The 17,323-nt window shown below is 64.9% G+C and carries 16 protein-coding genes; 7 read left to right on the top strand and 9 right to left on the bottom strand.

The window, feature by feature from the left end:
• Positions 1-101: 101 nt before the first annotated feature.
• The 7 genes from AC1RUR_RS05835 to AC1RUR_RS05805 form a co-directional block, all read right to left on the bottom strand.
• Complete coding sequence (locus tag AC1RUR_RS05835) at positions 102-1,160, bottom strand: YeiH family protein (RefSeq protein WP_492842137.1); 1,059 nt, start codon at positions 1,158-1,160, stop codon at positions 102-104.
• Between the two features lie 111 nt (positions 1,161-1,271).
• Positions 1,272-1,490: a hypothetical protein gene (locus AC1RUR_RS05830; protein WP_027546306.1), complete on the bottom strand. Its 219-nt coding sequence runs from the start codon at positions 1,488-1,490 to the stop codon at positions 1,272-1,274.
• A 167-nt stretch (positions 1,491-1,657) separates the two neighbouring features.
• Entirely contained in the window at positions 1,658-2,371 is a 714-nt protein-coding gene (locus AC1RUR_RS05825) for an ABC transporter ATP-binding protein (protein ID WP_492842136.1), read from the bottom strand.
• A complete protein-coding gene (locus AC1RUR_RS05820; protein WP_492842135.1) occupies positions 2,368-3,123 on the bottom strand; it encodes an ABC transporter ATP-binding protein in 756 nt (251 codons plus the stop codon). Before AC1RUR_RS05820 ends, AC1RUR_RS05825 begins: the two co-directional genes overlap by 4 nt.
• Positions 3,124-3,125: 2 nt before the next feature.
• A complete protein-coding gene (locus AC1RUR_RS05815; RefSeq protein ID WP_492842134.1) occupies positions 3,126-4,145 on the bottom strand; it encodes a branched-chain amino acid ABC transporter permease in 1,020 nt (339 codons plus the stop codon).
• Positions 4,142-5,044, bottom strand: a complete 903-nt coding sequence (locus AC1RUR_RS05810; RefSeq protein WP_492842133.1) for a branched-chain amino acid ABC transporter permease — start codon at positions 5,042-5,044, stop codon at positions 4,142-4,144. The genes AC1RUR_RS05815 and AC1RUR_RS05810 overlap by 4 nt, the downstream gene beginning before the upstream one ends.
• Positions 5,045-5,134: 90 nt before the next feature.
• Complete coding sequence (locus AC1RUR_RS05805) at positions 5,135-6,394, bottom strand: ABC transporter substrate-binding protein (protein WP_492842132.1); 1,260 nt, start codon at positions 6,392-6,394, stop codon at positions 5,135-5,137.
• Between the two features lie 168 nt (positions 6,395-6,562).
• Between AC1RUR_RS05805 and AC1RUR_RS05800 the strand changes: the two genes are divergently transcribed.
• The 3 genes from AC1RUR_RS05800 to AC1RUR_RS05790 are packed head-to-tail and all read left to right on the top strand — an operon-like array spanning position 6,563 to position 10,601.
• The gene (locus AC1RUR_RS05800; RefSeq protein ID WP_492842131.1) at positions 6,563-8,056 is read left to right on the top strand and encodes an AMP-binding protein; all 1,494 of its coding nucleotides are present in this window, start codon (positions 6,563-6,565) and stop codon (positions 8,054-8,056) included.
• Positions 8,053-8,694, top strand: a complete 642-nt coding sequence (locus AC1RUR_RS05795) for a TetR/AcrR family transcriptional regulator (protein WP_492842130.1) — start codon at positions 8,053-8,055, stop codon at positions 8,692-8,694. Before AC1RUR_RS05800 ends, AC1RUR_RS05795 begins: the two co-directional genes overlap by 4 nt.
• Positions 8,691-10,601 (top strand): flavin-containing monooxygenase, encoded by a 1,911-nt coding sequence (locus tag AC1RUR_RS05790; RefSeq protein ID WP_492842129.1) that lies wholly within the window; start codon positions 8,691-8,693, stop codon positions 10,599-10,601. Before AC1RUR_RS05795 ends, AC1RUR_RS05790 begins: the two co-directional genes overlap by 4 nt.
• A gap of 213 nt (positions 10,602-10,814) precedes the next feature.
• Here AC1RUR_RS05790 and ald read toward each other — a convergent pair whose 3' ends face one another.
• Positions 10,815-11,930, bottom strand: coding sequence for an alanine dehydrogenase (ald, locus tag AC1RUR_RS05785; protein ID WP_492842128.1), 1,116 nt, complete (start codon positions 11,928-11,930; stop codon positions 10,815-10,817).
• Between the two features lie 141 nt (positions 11,931-12,071).
• Here ald and AC1RUR_RS05780 point away from each other — a divergent pair, with 141 nt between their 5' ends.
• The 4 genes from AC1RUR_RS05780 (at position 12,072) to AC1RUR_RS05765 (ending at position 16,991) form a co-directional block, all read left to right on the top strand.
• The gene (locus AC1RUR_RS05780) at positions 12,072-12,551 is read left to right on the top strand and encodes an Lrp/AsnC family transcriptional regulator (protein ID WP_492842127.1); all 480 of its coding nucleotides are present in this window, start codon (positions 12,072-12,074) and stop codon (positions 12,549-12,551) included.
• Between the two features lie 225 nt (positions 12,552-12,776).
• Entirely contained in the window at positions 12,777-13,964 is a 1,188-nt protein-coding gene (locus AC1RUR_RS05775; protein ID WP_492842126.1) for a cupin domain-containing protein, read from the top strand.
• Positions 13,965-14,048: 84 nt separating this feature from the next.
• Positions 14,049-16,406 (top strand): Orn/Lys/Arg family decarboxylase, encoded by a 2,358-nt coding sequence (locus tag AC1RUR_RS05770; protein ID WP_492842125.1) that lies wholly within the window; start codon positions 14,049-14,051, stop codon positions 16,404-16,406.
• 6 nt (positions 16,407-16,412) lie between these two features.
• A complete protein-coding gene (locus AC1RUR_RS05765) occupies positions 16,413-16,991 on the top strand; it encodes a GNAT family N-acetyltransferase (RefSeq protein ID WP_492842124.1) in 579 nt (192 codons plus the stop codon).
• A gap of 3 nt (positions 16,992-16,994) precedes the next feature.
• On the opposite strand, the gene AC1RUR_RS05760 is transcribed toward AC1RUR_RS05765, so the two are convergent.
• Positions 16,995-17,207, bottom strand: coding sequence for a hypothetical protein (locus tag AC1RUR_RS05760; RefSeq protein ID WP_492842123.1), 213 nt, complete (start codon positions 17,205-17,207; stop codon positions 16,995-16,997).
• Between the last annotated feature and the right edge of the window lie 116 nt (positions 17,208-17,323).

Here is a 17,323-nt window from a genome sequence, read left to right as displayed (position 1 = left end):
AACAGAGTCAGGCGCGGATAGAACCCCTCACCCGTCTCGCCGCTATGCGGCGAGCCACCCTCTCCCACAAGGGGCGAGGGTGCGCCGCCGTCGCGGCGAGATTATTTGAACCAATGCACCAGCGCGATGCTGATCCCTAGCAGCAGCATCAGCGACAGCGTCACGGCGGCCGTCACCCTGCCCCCGACATTGGCAAGCACCTTCACGTCGACGCCGAGGCCAAGAGCGGCCATCGACACGACGGTAAGGAACCCCGTGATCCGCGTGATCGGAGCCACGACCGTGCCGGGCACGATCTCCAGCGAGCGCAGGGTTGCTAGCGCAAGAAAGCCGAGGATGAACCACGGGACCAGGCGGAAGAAGCCGACATTGGTCTTCTTGGCGTCGGTCTGCCAGCGCGCAGCGACGAGGGACAGGCCGACGACGACGGGCCCGAGCATCAGCACGCGCATCAGCTTCACCAGCGTGCCGATCTGTGTCGAGACGAGGCCGGCCGGCACCGTCGCCGCGAGGACCTGTGGCACCGCATAGACGGTGAGGCCCGCGAGAATCCCGTATTGCGTGGCGGACAATTGCAACAGCGGGATCAGCAGTGGCAGGCCGAGCACCATCATTACACCGAGGATCGCCGTGAAGGAGATCGAGGACGCGATCTCGTCATTGTTGGCACCGATGATCGGCGCCACGGCGGCGATCGCCGAATTGCCGCAGATCGAGTTGCCGCAGGCGATCAGGATCGACAGCCGCGTCGACAGGCCGAGCAGACGACTGATACCGAAGGATACGCAGAGCGCGACGACGACGACCGCGGCGATCGATGCCAGCAGCGCGACGCCCGAGGCCGCAATCGCGGCAAAGCTGATGGAGGCGCCGAGCAGCATGACCGCGACTTCGAGCAGCTGCTTGGCGCTGAAGGCGATGCCGGCCTGCCAGCGCGGTGCGGGCTTCCAGAAGCTGCGAACCGCCATGCCGAGCAGGATCGCCATCACCAGCGCCTCGACATAGGGATGCTCGAAAACGCCCAGTTCCGCCCGCTCGAGCAGGGCCGAGACGCCGGCGACGGCAACGCAGAGGAGAATGCCCGGAATCAGCGCCGCAATGCGGCCTGCGGCGGTGGCCGGCTTGGCATCGGCCGGGCTGGATGCTTGATTCTGCGACACAAATCTCTCCCAGAGGAGAAGGATTTATACGCAGCGACGTCCGATTGGGAAATAAGTTTTCGACATATCAGGGCCGAGGGAAGTTCTGTCCTGAGCCCGGAATAAACGGTCTCAGAAGATCAGGTTCTTGGCCAGCGAGGCGACCCGGCTGAAGCCGTCATAGATGCCCGGCTCGAAAAAGGCCGCGCGCGCAAGCACGATGCCCGCGACCAGCGACCAGAACAGCGTGGTGCCGGCCCGCAACAGGAGCTTCGAGGCGCGCGACTTCGGCTGCGTGTCCGTCGCGGACACCAGCTGCTCGCCGAAGGGCTCAAATCCAGTGCGTTCCATAGCTTGCGCCAATCCATCAAATTCTGAACGGAATGTCGTCGTTTCCGCCCCAAACGGCAATGGAAGCGATTGGCGTTTTTGCGCCTCGACGGGGAAACTCCTTCCGCCGGGCGCCCACGCGGCAATAGTTTTCTTCTTTTGGCCTATTTGGACACCGGCGGCCCGGCTTAGAGCGCCAGATAACGCCGCCGGATCGCCTCGTTGGCCTTCAGCTCGTCGATTCCGGCGGCATAGACGATCTGGCCCTTGTCGATGACCGTGGCGTGGCTCGCCAGGCCGAGGCAGAAATGCATGTTCTGCTCGGCGATCAGCACGGTCGAGCCGAGTTGACGGAGCTGCCGCAACAGCTCGCCGATCCGCTGCACGATGATCGGCGCGAGCCCCTCGCTCGGCTCGTCCAGCAGCAGCAGCGCTGGATTGCCCATCAGCGTGCGCGCGATCGCCAGCATCTGCTGCTCGCCGCCGGACAGGCGTCCGGCGATGCGATGGCGCAGCGGCTCCAGCAGCGGGAAGACGTCATAGATGCGCTTGATCGGCCATTCGTCCTGGCCCTCCGGCCCCTTCTTGCGACCGATGACGAGATTGTCCTCGACGCTGTGCTCCGGGAAGATCTGACGATCCTCCGGCACGAAGCCAAGTCCGGCGCGCGCGATCGTGTGCGGCTTCTGGCCTGAGATCACCGCGCCGCGCAGGCTGACCTTGCCCCGTCGCGGCGGCGCGAGGCCCATGATCGCCTTCATGGTCGTCGACTTGCCGGCGCCGTTGCGCCCCAGGAGCGCCATGGTCTCGCCCTGCCGCACGGACAGGCCGACGCCGAACAGGATCTGGCTGGTGCCGTAATAGACGTCGAGATCGGCGACTTCGATGATGGCGGCGCTCATGCGGCGGCTCCCGCATGTTCGGTGCCGAGATAGGCCTCGATCACCGCACTGCTGTTGCGGATCTCGTCGGGCGTGCCGGTGGCGAGGATGCGGCCGTAGCAGAGCACGACGATCTTCGGCGCGATCTTGAACACGATGTCCATGTCGTGCTCGATGAAGACGACGGTGATCTTCTCGCGCTCCCAGAGCTCGCGCACCTTGTCGATCATGCGCCAGCGTTCCTCCGGGCCCATGCCGGCGGTCGGCTCGTCCAGCAGCAGCACCTTCGGCTCGAGCACGAGCGCCAGCGCGATGTCGAGCAGCTTCTGATCGCCGTGCGACAGCGTCGCGGCGGTGCGATGGCGCTTGCCGGCAAAGCCCAATAGTTCCATCACATATTCGGCGCGGTCGCGCGTCTCGGGTAGCGGAAACCGCTTGTGCAGCACCGCGGAGGTGCGCTGGTCGGCGCTGACGGCGGCGAGCATCGTCTCCTGCACCGTCAGCGATTTGAAGATGCTCGCGACCTGGAAGGCGCGGCCGATGCCATGGCGCACGATCTCCGGCGGCGAGCGCCCGGCGAGATCGACGCCGTCGAGCAGCACCTGACCGGAATCCGGCCTCAAGGCGCCGGTGATCAGGTTGAAGAAGGTGCTCTTGCCGGCGCCGTTCGGGCCGATCACAGCGGTGAGCGAACCGTCGGGGAAGTCCAGCGTGACGTCGTTGGTCGCCTTCACGCCACCGAAGGATTTTGCGAGGTTGCGGATCTCGAGCATCGCTAGCGCCCCTCGCCAGCGTCACGCCGGTGCGAAAACCACTCGGTCACGAAATCGAGCAAGCCTTTGCGCAAGCCCAGCGCAAAGAACAGGATGACCACGCCGAGCACGATGCCGTGGTACTCGGTGAAGCGCGTGACGGTGTCGTTGAGCAGCAGCAGCAGCACGGTGCCGACCATCGGTCCTAGGAAGGTCGAGACGCCGCCGAGCATGTTGATGAAGATGCCCTCGCCCGAGATCGTCCAGTAGGCGAATTCCGGATAGGCGCCGGAGACGAACAGCGCCATCACCATGCCGCCCATCGCCGCGAACAGCGCCGCCAGCACGAACACGGTGAGCTTTGCGCGCCAGACGTCGATGCCGAGGAAGCTCGCGCGCGTGGCGTTGTCGCGGATCATGCGCAGCGTGTAGCCGAACGGCGATTGCGCGATCTGGCGCATCGCGAGCAGGCCGAGGATCAGCAGCGCGCAGCTCACGATGTAGAGATGGACGTGGTTGGCGAGATTGATGCCGAGAAATACGGGGCGCGGAATGCCGCCGCGCAGGCCCTGGTCGCCGCCGGTGAAGGAGGCCCAGGACAGGATGGTCGAATGGATCAGCATCTGGAACGCGAGCGTGACGAAGGCGAAATAGATCTCCTTCAGCCGCACGCAGATCGCGCCGATCACGGCCGCAATCACTGCCGTAATCGCCAGAGTCGCCACGAAGGCGACCGGAATGGGCACGCCGAGCTTCTGCATGATCAGGCCGAAGCTGTAGGCGCCAAGACCGAAGAACATGCCGTGGCCGAACGAGGTCAGGCCGGTGTAGCCGACCAGCAGGTTCAGCGAGGTCGCGAACAGGCCGTAGGCGGAGCAGCGGATGACGAAATCGAGCAGCGCCTTGCTGCCGGTCAGCAGCGGCAGGCTGGCCAGCGCGGCGAAGGCGATCAGCGCGATCAGGACGTCGCGGTAGCGGTGAAGCGCCGCGCCGCTGCGCACCGGCGCCAGCGTTTGCGCGCGCCCTGCTTCCAGCTCGGTCATGCCGCCTCCTTGCCGAACAGGCCGGTGGGCTTTGAGACCAGAACGATCACCATGAACAGGTACATCAGGCCTTCCGTGAACAGCGGAAAACCGAGCGAGCCGAACGAGCGGATGAGGCCGAGCAGCAGCGCGCCGATCAGCGCGCCCAGGATCGAGCCCATGCCGCCGATCACGGTGACGATGAAGGATTCGATCAGCACCGAAAATCCCATGCCGGGGGTCAGTGAGCGCACCGGCGCGGCCAGCGCGCCGGCCAGCCCCGCCAGCATGCCGCCGAGCGCGAACACGCCGCCATAGATCAGGCCGGTGTTGATGCCGAGCGCGGAGACCATGCCGGGATTATGCGCGGCGGCGCGGATCACCTTGCCGATGCGGCTGCGCGACAGCCCGATGCCGAGCACGATGGCCGCGATGAGCGCGACGCCGATCAGCAGCAGGTAATAGGGCGGCACCACGCCGCCGGCGATGAACAGCGGCATCACCTGGAATGCGGCGGGCATGCCCATCGACTTGAATTCAGGTCCCCAGATCAGCCGCACCACATCGTCAAAGATCAGCACGAAGGCGTAGCAGACGAGCAGCTGCATCAAGACGTCGGCGCCATAGACCCGGCTCATGAAGACACGCTCGAAGACCAGGCCGAGAATGGCGGTGCCGGCTGCACCCGCGAGCATCGCCAGCGCAAAGCTGCCGGTGAGCTGATAGGCCGTCATCGCGAAATAGGCGCCGAACATGTAGAAGGCGCCGTGGCTGAAATTGACGATCTTGAGCACGCCGAAGATCAAGGTCAGCCCGACCGCGACCAGAAATAAGAGCATGCCGATGATCAGGCCGCTGGTGGTTTGCGTCACCAGGCAGGCAGAGCTGGAGAGGCAGCCGGCGAGCGCGTCGAGATCCACAGGACCACTTTCATTGCAGCGCGCCTGATGCGGCGCGGGAAGCCAAACGAAAACGGCGGAGACGGGCGCCCGTCCCCGCCGCGCATCGGATCAGGTGTAGCCCTTGCTCTTCTTCCACTCCGCCTCGAGCTCGAAGATGGTCTTCCAGTCGCCGGCCTTGACCTCGGGCACATAAGGCTCCTGCGGGATCGTGGTGCCCCAGCCAATGGCGTAGCCGACCAGCGTGTGATCGTCGCCGCGCATCGTCACGGTGCCGTCGGCGCCGAACGGGCACTTGATGGTGAGGCCGGCCAGCACCTCCGCGATCTTCTTGCCGTCGGTGGCGTTCGCCTTCTTGGCGGCCTCGGCCAGGAACATCACCGCGGTGGCATTCTGCCACGACCAGTTGGTCGGGTACTCGTTGTACTTGGCCTTGTAGGCATCGCCCCAGGCGGCGTTCTCCGGCGTGGTCGGGAAAGTCTTGATGTAGCGGTTGCCAGAGTGGATGCCCTTGGGCAGGTTCTTCACCACCGTCAGCGCGGTGTAGTCGGCCATGTTGACCGCGAACACCTCCATCTGGCTGAACATCGCGTAGATGTTGGCCTGGTCGATATAGGAGGTGAGATCGCCGCCCCACAGGCAGGAGTACAGCGCCTGCGGCTTGGCCTGGAGGATCTTGGTCACCACTTCGGTGTAGTCGGGCTGGAACAGTTTTGGCCAGGACTCGCTGATGACTTCCACGTCGGGCGCAAAGCGCTTCAGGTACAGCGTGAACTCGCCGGTGGTGTCGCGGCCATAGGCATAGTCCGGCGAGCAGGTCGCCCACTTCTTCAGGCCCTTGGCTTTTGCGATCGCTGCGGCGTAGCTGCCGCCGACGATGGAATCGTGGATGCCCTGACGCACGCAGCGGAACGCGTTCGGGATGTGCTGCTTGGGATCGGCGGTCAGCGAAGAGGCTTCCGAGCAGGTGTGAATGCAGAGCACGCCGAGATCGCGCGCAACTTCATGCACCGCGAACGATCCGGAGGACGCCTCGCCGTCGAGCAGCAGCTCGCAGCCGTCGGTATTGACGAGCTCGCGCGCAACGCGGGCCGCTTCCTGCGGCTGGCCCTTGGAATCGCGGACCACCATCTCGATTTGCCGGCCGGCGAGACCACCGGCGGCGTTGACCTTGTCGACTTCCAGCATCACCGCATTGCGCGAGGACGTGCCGAGCTGCGCGACGCGGCCGGACAAAATCGTCGGCATGCCGATCTTGATGGTCTTGGCCTGGGCGCGCGCCACCCAGGGCGCGGCAACACTCATCGCGCCGGCGCCCATCAGCGCCAGCGTTGAACGGCGGCTGATGCCCGGCGTGCGGGGTCTCGTCATTCTTCCCTCCCTCTGTCGGGTCGGCGTTTCAAATCCCTGCCGGAGATCGTCCGTCTCCGTGTTCCCAACAATTTCAGAGGGAGGGGGTGACGTCAAGACAAACATGAATTATGAGTCATCATTCATCGGGGGAGGACGCGAGGCCGGCAATCGGCCCGAAACCGCAGAATGATCAACCTTTCGAGCTTCATCGCCTTTCATGCCCGGCGCACGCCGGCCCGGCCCGCGCTGAAATACCGCGGCGAGGAGATTTCCTACGCGGTGTTCGACGCGCGCATTCGGCAAGCGGCCGGCTGGCTCGCGGCGCAAGGCATCGGCGCCGGCGATGTCGTCGCCGTGCTGATGAAGAACAGCGCGGCGTTCCTGGAGCTGGTGTTTGCCACCAGCCATCTCGGCGCGGTGTTCCTGCCGATCAACTTCCGCCTCTCGCGCGACGAGGTCGGCTACATCGCCGGCAATGCCGGCGCACGGTTGCTGATCGTCGATGAAGAATTGGCCGTGAACGCCGCGGGCGCGGGGATCGTCGTGCTCGACGAGACCGCACAGCAGAGCGTCACGCGCCTCGCTGGCGATACGGCAGACGCACCGATGCATGTCCGCGCACCGTCTGACCTGATGCGGCTGATGTACACCTCGGGCACGACCGACCGCCCAAAAGGCGTGATGCTCACTTACGATAATTTCTACTGGAAGTCGGCGGACCAAACGATCGCGCTCGGCCTCAGCGCCGACACGCGCCTGCTCGTCGTCGGCCCGCTCTATCACGTCGGCGCGCTCGACCTGCCCGGCGTCGCCGTGCTCTGGCATGGCGGCTTCCTCCGCATCGAACGCAATTTCGAGCCGGAGACCGCGCTCGCAGCGATCGCGGAGGACAAGCTCAACGCGGCCTGGTTCGCGCCTGTCATGACCACGGCGATGCTGACCTGCCCCACCCGCGACCGCTACGACGTTTCCAGTCTGGCATGGGCGATCGGCGGCGGCGAGAAGACCCCGGAGCAGCGCATCCGCGCCTTCTCGCAAGTCTTCCGCAACGCGCGCTACATCGATGCCTACGGCCTCACCGAGACCGTCGGCGGCGACACCTTCATGGAGGCCGGCCGCGAGATCGAGAAGATCGGCTCGACCGGGCGAGCCATCGCCCATGTCGAGATCGAGATCCGCGACGAGGATGGCCGGGCGCTGCCGCCGAACGTCAACGGCGAGATCTGCCTGCGCGGGCCGAAGATCACGCGCGGCTACTGGAAGGATCCGGAGAAGACGGCCGCGGCCTTCTTCGGCGATTGGTTCCGCAGCGGCGACGTCGGCTATCTCGACGATGAGGGCTTTCTGTACCTGACCGACCGCAAGAAGGACATGATCATCTCCGGCGGCGAGAACATCGCCTCTTCCGAGGTCGAGCGCGTCATCTACGATTTGCCTGAAGTGCGGGAGGTCGCGGTGATCGGCCTGCACGATGCGCGCTGGGGCGAGCGGCCGGTGGCGATCGTCGTACTGGCAGAAGGCGCAAGCCTCGCGCTCCCTGCCCTCACCGAGCACTGCCGCGCGCGGCTGGCGAGCTTCAAGGTGCCGAAACAGCTCGTCATCCGCGACAGCCTGCCGCGCAACCCCTCAGGAAAGATCCTCAAGCGCGTGCTGCGCGCCGAGCTGGAGACCTCCGAATGACGCAAGCCAATGCCAAGGTCACAAAGCTCAACCGCGTCGAGCGCAACGCCTGGACCAAGCAGAAGATATTTGACGCCGCGACCAAGGTCGTCGGCAAGCATGGCTATGCCGAGGCCTCCGTCGCCCGCATCACCGAGGAAGCCGGCGTCGCGCAAGGCACCTTCTACAATCATTTCGAGAACCGCCAGGAGCTGCTCGACCAGCTCCTGCCCAAGATCGGCCTCGACATGGTCGAGTTCATCCGCGCCCGCACCGGCACGGCGGATGCGGCGCGGCAGGAGATCGCGCGTTTCTCCGCCTTCTTCGACTTCATCCGCGAGGTGCCGGAGTTCTTGCGCATCCTCAACGAGGCCGAATTCTTTGCACCTCACGGCTACCAGAAGCATCTCGACAACATCTCGGTCGCCTATGTCCGCATTTTGCGTCGTGCGCGCCGCTCGGGCGCGATCGAGGACTATAGCGACGAGGAATTCGAGGCCATCGTCCACATGCTGATGGGCTCGCGCGGCTATCTCAGCCGGCGCTACTCCTATTCGGACGGCGGCGTCACCGCCGTGCCCGAGCACGTCATCTCCGCCTATCGCAAGCTGATGACGCGCGGCCTCTTCACTGCATCCGGAGATCAGGACACACCATGACCATCGCATCTCCCCACCAGCCGCTCGACCTCGCCTCGGCCATCGCCGAGGGCGACATCCGCTGCCTCCTGATGGTGCTGGTGCACATGACCGGCGATGAGCGCTGGCTCGAGCCGCCCTACTTGCCCAAGCGCGACATCCGCCTCATTCCCGATCCGGATGCCGGGGTGCCGAAGGAGGCCCAGGAGGAAATTCGCGCCGCCGTCGTCAAGCTCTTTGCCAAGGGCACACCGAAACCCGTCATCAGCGACCCCGGCGAAGAGCTGCTGCTGAAGATGATGCGCGCCTGCCTCGGCGAGAATGTCGCGCCGGAATATGCGCCCCTGATGCGCGAGGAGATGGGGTTCGTGGCACGCGAGCCGCGCTGGACGACGCGCCCCTCCGACGAGAAGCTTGCCGGCCAGCATGTGCTGATCGTCGGCGCCGGTGTCTGCGCCATCGCGCTCGGCGTGGCGCTCGGCCATCTCGGCATCCCCTACACCATCGTCGAGAAGAACGCCGAGCTCGGCGGCACCTGGTGGATCAACCGCTATCCCGGTTGCGGCGTCGACACGCCGAACCATTCCTATTCCTATTCGTTCGGCTCGGGCAATGCATGGACGCGCTATTTCTGTCAGCGCGAGGAACTGCTCGGGTATTTGCAGAAGGTCGCCGAGGAATACGGCATCCGCAAGCATCTGCGCCTCAACACCGAGCTGACCTCGTCGCGCTGGGATGAAAGCAAGCGGCGCTGGATATCGACGCTGAAGACCAGGGACGGCGAAGAGACCTTCGAGTCCACCGCGCTGGTCTCCGCCATCGGCCAGCTCAACGATCCCTCCCGCGCGCACTTCAAGGGCGAGGAAAATTTCGCGGGAACGATCCTGCATTCGGCGGTGTGGTCCGACGAGATCGATCTCGACGGCAAGCATGTCGCCGTGATCGGCACGGGCGCGACGTCGATGCAGCTGGTGCCGACCATCGCCGGCCGCGTCGCTTCCGTCACCGTCTATCAGCGCAGCGCGCAATGGGCGCGGCCGGTGAAGGGCTATGCCGATCCGATCAGCGAGGGCGCGCGCTGGCTGCTCGCGCATCTGCCGTTCTATGTGCAGTGGTACCGCTTCAACATGTTCTGGCGCTACGGCGACGGCCTGTTGCCGTTTCTGCGCAAGGACCCGGCCTGGCCGCATCCCGAGCGGGCCGTCAACAAGGGCAATGACCGGCATCGCCAGGAGCTGACCGACTTCATCGCCACCGAGCTGAAGGACCGACCCGACCTGATCGCCAAATGCGTGCCGACCTACCCGCCCTATGGCAAGCGCATCCTGCTCGACAACAACTGGTTCAAGACCTTGACGCGGGACAATGTCGAGCTCGTCACCGACGCGATCGATCATTTCGACGAAAACGGCATCGTCACAGCGGACGGCAAACATCGCCCCGCCGACATCATCGTGGTTGCGACCGGCTTCAAGGTGACGGAGATGGCGGCGCGCCTCAACATCAGCGGCCGCGGCGGCAGGGATTTGCGGCAGGCCTGGGGCAACGACAACCCGACCGCATTCCTCGGCCTCACCGTGCCTGATTTCCCCAACTTCTTCTGCATGCTCGGGCCGAACTCCGGCCCGGCGCATGGCGGCAGCGTCATCTTCCAGTCGGAATGCCAGAGCCGCTACATCTCGGCGTGCCTCGCCGGCATGATCGAGCAGGACGTCGCCGCCATCGATGTCCGCCCGGACGTGCTCGACGATTACGTCCGCAAGGTCGACGCCGAGCACGAGGCCATGATCTGGACTCATCCCGGCATGACGACCTACTATCGCAACGCGAGCGGCCGCGTGTTTTCAGCGATGCCGTGGCGGTTCGTCGATTACTGGCGCATGACGCATGATCCGGATCTGGGGCAATACAGGCTGACGAAGGCATAAGGCGTTTGCTCGCGCCACAGCGGCAGTGCACCCTCTCCCCTTGTGGGAGAGGGTGGCTTCGCGACAGCGAAGCCGGGTGAGGGGTTGTCTCCGCGAGTCCAACTGCTAATTGATCTCGCGGAGAGAAACCCCTCATCCGGCGCTTCGCGCCACCTTCTCCCACAAGGGGAGAAGGAAGAAAGCACCGCTTCGCGCGAGCGGTCACGCCTCGCCTTACGCCGCGAGCCCGCTCTCCACCGGCGCGAATTCCAGCCCGAGGCTTTCCGCCACCGCCTTGTTGGTGATGCGGCCACGATGAACGTTGAGGCCGTTGCGCAGGTGCGGATTTTCCAGCACCGCGGCAAAGCCCTTGCTGGCCAGTATTAGGCCGAACGGCAAGGTCGCGTTGTTCAGTGCCTGGCTCGACGTCACCGGCACCGCGCCCGGCATGTTGGCGACGCAATAATGCACGACGCCGTCGACCTCGTAGGTCGGCTCCGCGTGCGTGGTCGCATGCGAGGTCTCGAAGCAGCCGCCCTGGTCGATGGCGACGTCGACCAGCACCGCGCCCGGCCGCATCGATTTGAGCATCGCGCGCGTGACGAGTTTTGGCGCGCTGGCGCCCGGCACCAGCACCGCACCGATGACGACGTCGGCGGAAAACACCTCGTCCTCAACCGACTCGATGGTCGAAAATCGCGTACGCACGCGTCCGGCAAAAAGATCATCGAGCTGGCGCAGCCGGGGAATCGAACGGTCGATCACGGTGACTTCGGCGCCGAGGCCTGCGGCCATCCGTGCCGCCTGCGTGCCCACCACGCCGCCGCCGAGCACGACGACCCGCGCCGGCTGCACGCCGGGCACGCCGCCGAGCAGCACCCCGCGACCGCCGGCCGAACGCTTGAGCGCGGCGCCGGCGGCCTCGATGGCGAGGCGGCCGGCGACTTCGCTCATCGGCGCAAGCAGGGGGAGGTGACCGGCCGCGTCGGTGACGGTTTCATAGGCGATCGCCGTGCAGCCGGACGCGAGCAAGCCCTTCGCCTGTTCGGGATCCGGCGCAAGATGGAGATAGGTAAACAGGATCTGGCCTTCGCGGAGCTGGGCCCATTCGCTGGCTTGCGGCTCCTTCACCTTCACGATCATGTCGGACTTCGCAAAGATGTCGCGGGCATTCCCGGCGATCTCCGCCCCTGCCCGCCGATACACCTCGTCCGTAGCGCCGATGCCGCTGCCGGCGCCGGCCTCGACCGTCACCTGGTGCCCGGCCGCGACATATTCGCGAACGGCGCCCGGGGTGAGCCCGACGCGATATTCCTGCACCTTGATCTCCTTGGGCACACCGACGCGCATCTTGGGCTCCTTCCAACCTCTTGATTCTCCTCTTCATCGTAGCCACGGGACCAGTTTGGTTTCGTGCAAATATCAGCTAGTTTCGCCCTCCCCGCGCCGGTTTCCGGCGCGCAAACGCTCTTTCACGCTGGAAACGAAACATTGGCCCTCGACCGGAAAGATCTCGCCATCCTCGCGGAACTCACGACCAATGCGCGAGCCAGCCACACCGAGCTTGCCAACAAGGTCGGGCTATCCAGCACGGCGCTGGCCCGGCGGCAGAAAACGCTGGAGGACGATGGCTACATCCAGGCCTATCAGGCCGCACTCGACCTCTCGCAATTCGGTCTCACCACGACGGTGCTGGTGCGCATTGCGCTGGAGAGCCAGAGCGACGAGGCGCTGAAGGCGTTCGAGGCGGAGGTGGTGAAATGCCCCTCCGTCGTGCGCTGCTTCCTGATGTCGGGGACCGACGACTACATCCTGATCGTGCTCGCCCGCGACATCCAGGATTTCGAGCGCATCCACCGCACCGAGCTGTCGCGGTTGCCGCGCGTCGCGCGGGTGCAATCGAGTTTTGCGCTGCGCGAAGTCGTCAACCGCGCGGTGCCGACCGTGGTGTTCGGCGAGGTGAAGCGATAGCGGACGCGACGCCGACCTCCGCCATCAACAATACGCTGCTTACCAGGCCCACGGCCGCGGCAACTTGCGCAAGAGGAATTTTCTAATCCCCCATCAAAGATAATTGAAGTGCCACCTCAACCATACGGTGGAGGCCGAGTACGCGCGTTCAACAGACCCAATTGAGGGGGCAACACAACCGGTTTGCGCTCCTCTTCGTACCATTTCAGATATTTGGGGTCTTCGATGTTCAGATCTAACCGCCGTGTCTTCATTCAGTCAGTCGCGTTCGGCGCCGGTGTATTGGGCGCTTCACAATCTGCAATCGCAGCTCCTGACGGACACGCTGCGGGCTACGACGTTGCTCCGGCGTCGGAGTTCCTCAAGACAATCCCGCGAAAATCCGGCGACCCCGTGGCCTTCACGGCCTCGCTGGATAAGGGACCGATCAAGGCTACCTCCGGCGGCTGGGCGCGCGAGATCACGACCCGCACCCTTCCGCTCGCGACCGGCATTGCCGGCGCGCATCTTTTCGTCAACGCGGGCGGCGCCCGGGAAATGCATTGGCATAATTCGGCCGAATGGGCCTATGTCGTCGACGGCCATTGCCAGGTGACGGTGGTCGATCCCGAGGGCCAGCTTGAAATCGTCAATCTCGCACCCGGCGATCTCTGGTTCTTCCCGAAAGGCCACAGCCACGCCATCCAGACGCTGGGAACTGCCCCCTGTCACGCCATCCTCGCCTTCGATGACGGCCTCTACTCCGAGCATGGCACCTTCGGGATCAGCGACTGGATGAGCCGCTACGACGCCCCCACCCTGTCGCAGGCACTGGGCGTGTCCACCGACATCTTCGGCGCCAGTCCGAAGGCTGAAACCTACATCATGCAGGGCGAGGTCCTCGCTCTCGATGGCCCGCAGGCAAAAGCCGCCCGTGCGCTGGACCGCGATCGGAGCCACCGCTTCCCGCTGATGTCGCAGAAGCCGCGCGTGAGCACGGCCGGCGGCCAACTCTATGTGGCCTCCGCCAAGGAGTTTCCGGTCTCGAGCTCCATGACCGGGATCGTGCTCAAGCTCAAGCCGGGCGCGATGCACGAGCCGCATTGGCACACCGACGCCAACGAATGGCACTATGTGTTGAAGGGACGCACGCGCGTCACCCTGTTTGCGTTCGACAAGCGCGTCGCCGTCGCCGAGCTTTCGGCAGGGGAATGCGCGTATATTCCCAGCAACTGCGGACATTCCATTCAGAACATCGGCAACGAGGACGCCGAAGTCGTTGGTGCGCTCGACAGCGGCGCCTATCACGAAAGCAGCCTGGGCGACTGGCTGGCCAAGGCGCCGCGGCACCTGCTGGCCAACAATTTCGGCGTTGCGGAGGGGGCGGTCGCGAATTTTGGGCGCAAGCGCATGGTCATCGCCAGCGCGAACTGACCGCTTCGTCACGCGAGAACCGCTGTCATCCAATTGTCATCGAATGTGCCGAGAGCTGTGCTTCTCGCACATTCGGGACAGACAATGGACTATTTCAAGCGCTTCAACTTCCTGTTCGCCGCCCCCGTATTTGACGTCGACGATCTCGAAGGCGTCCGCTTCAACCAGATCATCGAGGAGATCCAGCGCTCCGGCTTCGAGGTGGTCCGGGCCCGCAAGCTGGAGGACGCCGAGATGGCGGTGCAGACCGACGCCGCGATCGGCTGCATGGTGGTGGACTGGGGCAAGAAGGGCCTGGAGGGCAAGACCTCGGCGCTGATCAACCTGATGCGGCGCCGCGGCCTGGACTTCCCGATCATCCTGCTGATCCGGCGCAAGCGGTTCGAGGATCTGCCGGTCGAGGTGCTCGACTTCATCGACGGCTATGTCTTCCTGTCCGAGGAGACGCCGACCTTCATCGCCAAGAACCTGATCAGCCGGCTCAAGCAATATGCGGAGACATTGAAGACCCCATTCTTCGGCGCGCTGGTCGACTATGCCGAGGAAGGCAACCAGCTCTGGACCTGTCCGGGCCACAATGGCGGCGTGTTCTACAACCGCAGCCCGATCGGCCGCGTGTTCGTCGAGCATCTCGGCGAGTCCGTGTTCCGCGACGACCTCGACAATTCCGTGCTCGACCTCGGCGACCTCCTCACCCATGAGGGCCCGGCGCTGAAGGCGCAGAAGGAAGCCGCTGCGATCTTTGGCGCGGAAAAGACCTATTTCGTGCTCAACGGCACCTCGACCTCGAACAAAGTCGCGCTCGGCGCACTCGTCACCGACGGCGACCTCGTGCTGTTCGACCGCAACAACCACAAGGCCGCCCATCACGGCGCGCTGATGATCAATGGCGGCATCCCGATCTACGTGCCGACCATCCGCAACGCCTGGGGCCTGATCGGCCCGATGCGCTGGGATGTGCTCGACGAGAAGGCTTTGCGCGAGGCGATCCGCAACCATCCGCTGGTCACGGACAAGGACGCCTGGCGCAAGGAACGGCCGTTCCGCGTCGCCGTGGTCGAGCAGTGCACCTATGACGGCTCGATCCACAGTGCCGAGATGATTCTGAAGCGCATCGGTCATCTCTGCGAATACATCCTGTTCGACGAGGCCTGGGCCGGCTTCATGAAATTCCATCCGCTCTATGCCGGCCGCTTCGCCATGGGCCTCGCCAATCTTCCCCCGGAGGCGCCCGGCATCATCGCGACGCAGTCGACCCACAAGCAGCTCGCGAGCTTTTCGCAAGCCTCGCAAATCCACATCAAGGACCGTCACATCCGCGGCCAGAAGCGGCGCGTCGAGCATCGCCGCTTCAACGAAAGCTTCATGCAGCACGCCTCGACTTCGCCGTTCTATCCGCTGTTTGCCTCGCTCGACGTCGGTGCGCAGATGATGAAGGGCCGTTCCGGCGAAGTGCTGTGGGACGACACGATCCGCCTCGGCATCGAGCTGCGCAAAAAAATCCGCGCGATGCGCCGGGAGTTCGAGGAGAAGGAGCAGAACCCGGAGCGACGCTGGTTCTTCGAGCCCTTCGTGCCCGATCGTGTCGCCATCCCCGATGTCAGCCGCCCCGGCGCCGCCCACAACGTCGCCTGGGAAACGCTCTCCACCGACGAGCTCGCCACCAATCCCGCACTGTGGCAGCTCTCCCCCGATACCAACTGGCACGGCTTTCCCGATCTTGCGGAAGGCTTTGCCATGACCGATCCGAACAAGCTGACGCTGCTCACGCCCGGCTTCGACCGCACTACCGGCGCCTATGCCGAGCACGGCATCCCCGCGCCCGTGGTCGCGCAATATCTGCGCGAAAACCGCATCGTGCCCGAAAAGAACGACCTCAACTCCCTGCTCTTCCTGCTCACCCCCGGCGTCGAGGCGAGCAAGGCCGGCACGCTGATCTCCGGCCTCGTCGCATTCAAGAGACTGCACGACGACAATGCGCTGCTGGCGGATGCGATCCCGGAATTCCATCAGCGGCGGCAGGCGCGCTATGCCGGCGTGCGGCTGCGCGATCTCTGCGGCGAGATGCACCGCTTCTTCCGCGCCGCCGACGTCAGCGCACTGCAGGCCCGACAGTTCATGCCCGAGCACATGCCTGAGATCGCGATGTCACCCCGTGATGCCGCGCGCTATCTGATCAAGAACGACGTCGATTATCTGCCGATCGAGGCGATCGCAGGCCGCATCGCCACCACGCCCTTCGTGGTCTATCCGCCCGGCATCGCCACCATCGTGCCCGGCGAGCGGCTGACGGAACGGGCCAAGCCCATGGTGGATTATCTCAAGATGTTCGAGACCTGCTTCAACACGTTCCCGGGCTTCGACGTCGAAATCCAGGGTGTCTACAAGGAGGTCGACGCGAACGGGCGCATCGGACTCTATACTTACGTCGTTGCCGAGTAGGTGCCGATGACCGAAACAGCAGCTGCACGTTCGGACGACGAGCCGGTTCTGGTCCGGCCCTCACGCGAGAGCGACGTCGAGGCGATGCTGGCGATCTACCGCCATCACGTCCGCAACGGCGTGCCGCGCGACGTCGAGGGAACCGGCGCGCCGGAGCCGGACGATCTGCGCGACCGCCGCAAGAATTTGAAGCAGACCCGCCTGCCGCATCTGGTCGCGACATATCGCGGCGAGGTCGTCGGCTATGCCTATGCGGTGCTGTTCCGCAAGCGCCCGGCCTATCGCTACACCGCCAAGCACTCGATCTACGTCCACCACGCCCATCTCGGCCGCGGCGTCGGACGGCTATTGCTTCAGGAGTTGGTCGATGTTTGTGCTGCGGCCGGCTTCCGGCAGCTGATCGGCTATATCGACGCCGACAATGCACCCTCACTGGCGCTGCACGAGCGGTTCGGCTTCGCGCGCGCCGGCCTGCTCTGCGGCGTCGCCTATCGGCACGGCCGCTGGTCCGACACCGTCATGGTGCAACGCTCGCTGGGCGCGGGCGCGACAGCCCCGCCGCCGGCAACGGCACCCGGCCGGTAGGCCTTACGAGGGAAAGTCAGCCGGTCTGACGTGGATGCGATCGGCATGCAGCGACCAGTGATGGAGCGCCTGGTCCTTGCAGAACCTCGCCTTCGCCCGCTCCTTCGCCTCGTCCTCGTCGGCGGCGTCGATCTCAAGCGTGCCCTGGCAAACCTCGCACTGCCGGCCGTACTCCCCGAGCACGTCCTTCATGAACCTGACGACATAAGTGGACATGGGACCTCCTGCTGCCCCGGCAGCACTCTAATCCCATTTAGCCGGAATGCGGGAGCGGGATTTTGACGCGGATCAAAGCCGGCGACGGTTCCCGCCGCCAAATCAGGCGCCGGTTC

It is taken from the genome of Bradyrhizobium sp. GW821-FHT12B03 (assembly GCF_058807535.1).
This window is presented reverse-complemented; position numbering and strand designations above follow the sequence as displayed.

Excerpts from the sequence above, each read along its gene's own strand:
- AC1RUR_RS05805 (WP_492842132.1), bottom strand. The coding sequence starts at position 6,394 with ATGACGAGACCCCGCACGCCGGGCATCAGCCGCCGTTCAACGCTGGCG.
- ald (WP_492842128.1), bottom strand. The coding sequence starts at position 11,930 with ATGCGCGTCGGTGTGCCCAAGGAGATCAAGGTGCAGGAATATCGCGTC.
- AC1RUR_RS05825 (WP_492842136.1), bottom strand. The coding sequence starts at position 2,371 with ATGAGCGCCGCCATCATCGAAGTCGCCGATCTCGACGTCTATTACGGC.
- AC1RUR_RS05770 (WP_492842125.1), top strand. The coding sequence starts at position 14,049 with ATGGACTATTTCAAGCGCTTCAACTTCCTGTTCGCCGCCCCCGTATTT.
- AC1RUR_RS05765 (WP_492842124.1), top strand. The coding sequence starts at position 16,413 with ATGACCGAAACAGCAGCTGCACGTTCGGACGACGAGCCGGTTCTGGTC.
- AC1RUR_RS05795 (WP_492842130.1), top strand. The coding sequence starts at position 8,053 with ATGACGCAAGCCAATGCCAAGGTCACAAAGCTCAACCGCGTCGAGCGC.
- AC1RUR_RS05830 (WP_027546306.1), bottom strand. The coding sequence starts at position 1,490 with ATGGAACGCACTGGATTTGAGCCCTTCGGCGAGCAGCTGGTGTCCGCG.
- AC1RUR_RS05820 (WP_492842135.1), bottom strand. The coding sequence starts at position 3,123 with ATGCTCGAGATCCGCAACCTCGCAAAATCCTTCGGTGGCGTGAAGGCG.
- AC1RUR_RS05815 (WP_492842134.1), bottom strand. The coding sequence starts at position 4,145 with ATGACCGAGCTGGAAGCAGGGCGCGCGCAAACGCTGGCGCCGGTGCGC.
- AC1RUR_RS05775 (WP_492842126.1), top strand. The coding sequence starts at position 12,777 with ATGTTCAGATCTAACCGCCGTGTCTTCATTCAGTCAGTCGCGTTCGGC.
- AC1RUR_RS05760 (WP_492842123.1), bottom strand. The coding sequence starts at position 17,207 with ATGTCCACTTATGTCGTCAGGTTCATGAAGGACGTGCTCGGGGAGTAC.
- AC1RUR_RS05800 (WP_492842131.1), top strand. The coding sequence starts at position 6,563 with ATGATCAACCTTTCGAGCTTCATCGCCTTTCATGCCCGGCGCACGCCG.
- AC1RUR_RS05790 (WP_492842129.1), top strand. The coding sequence starts at position 8,691 with ATGACCATCGCATCTCCCCACCAGCCGCTCGACCTCGCCTCGGCCATC.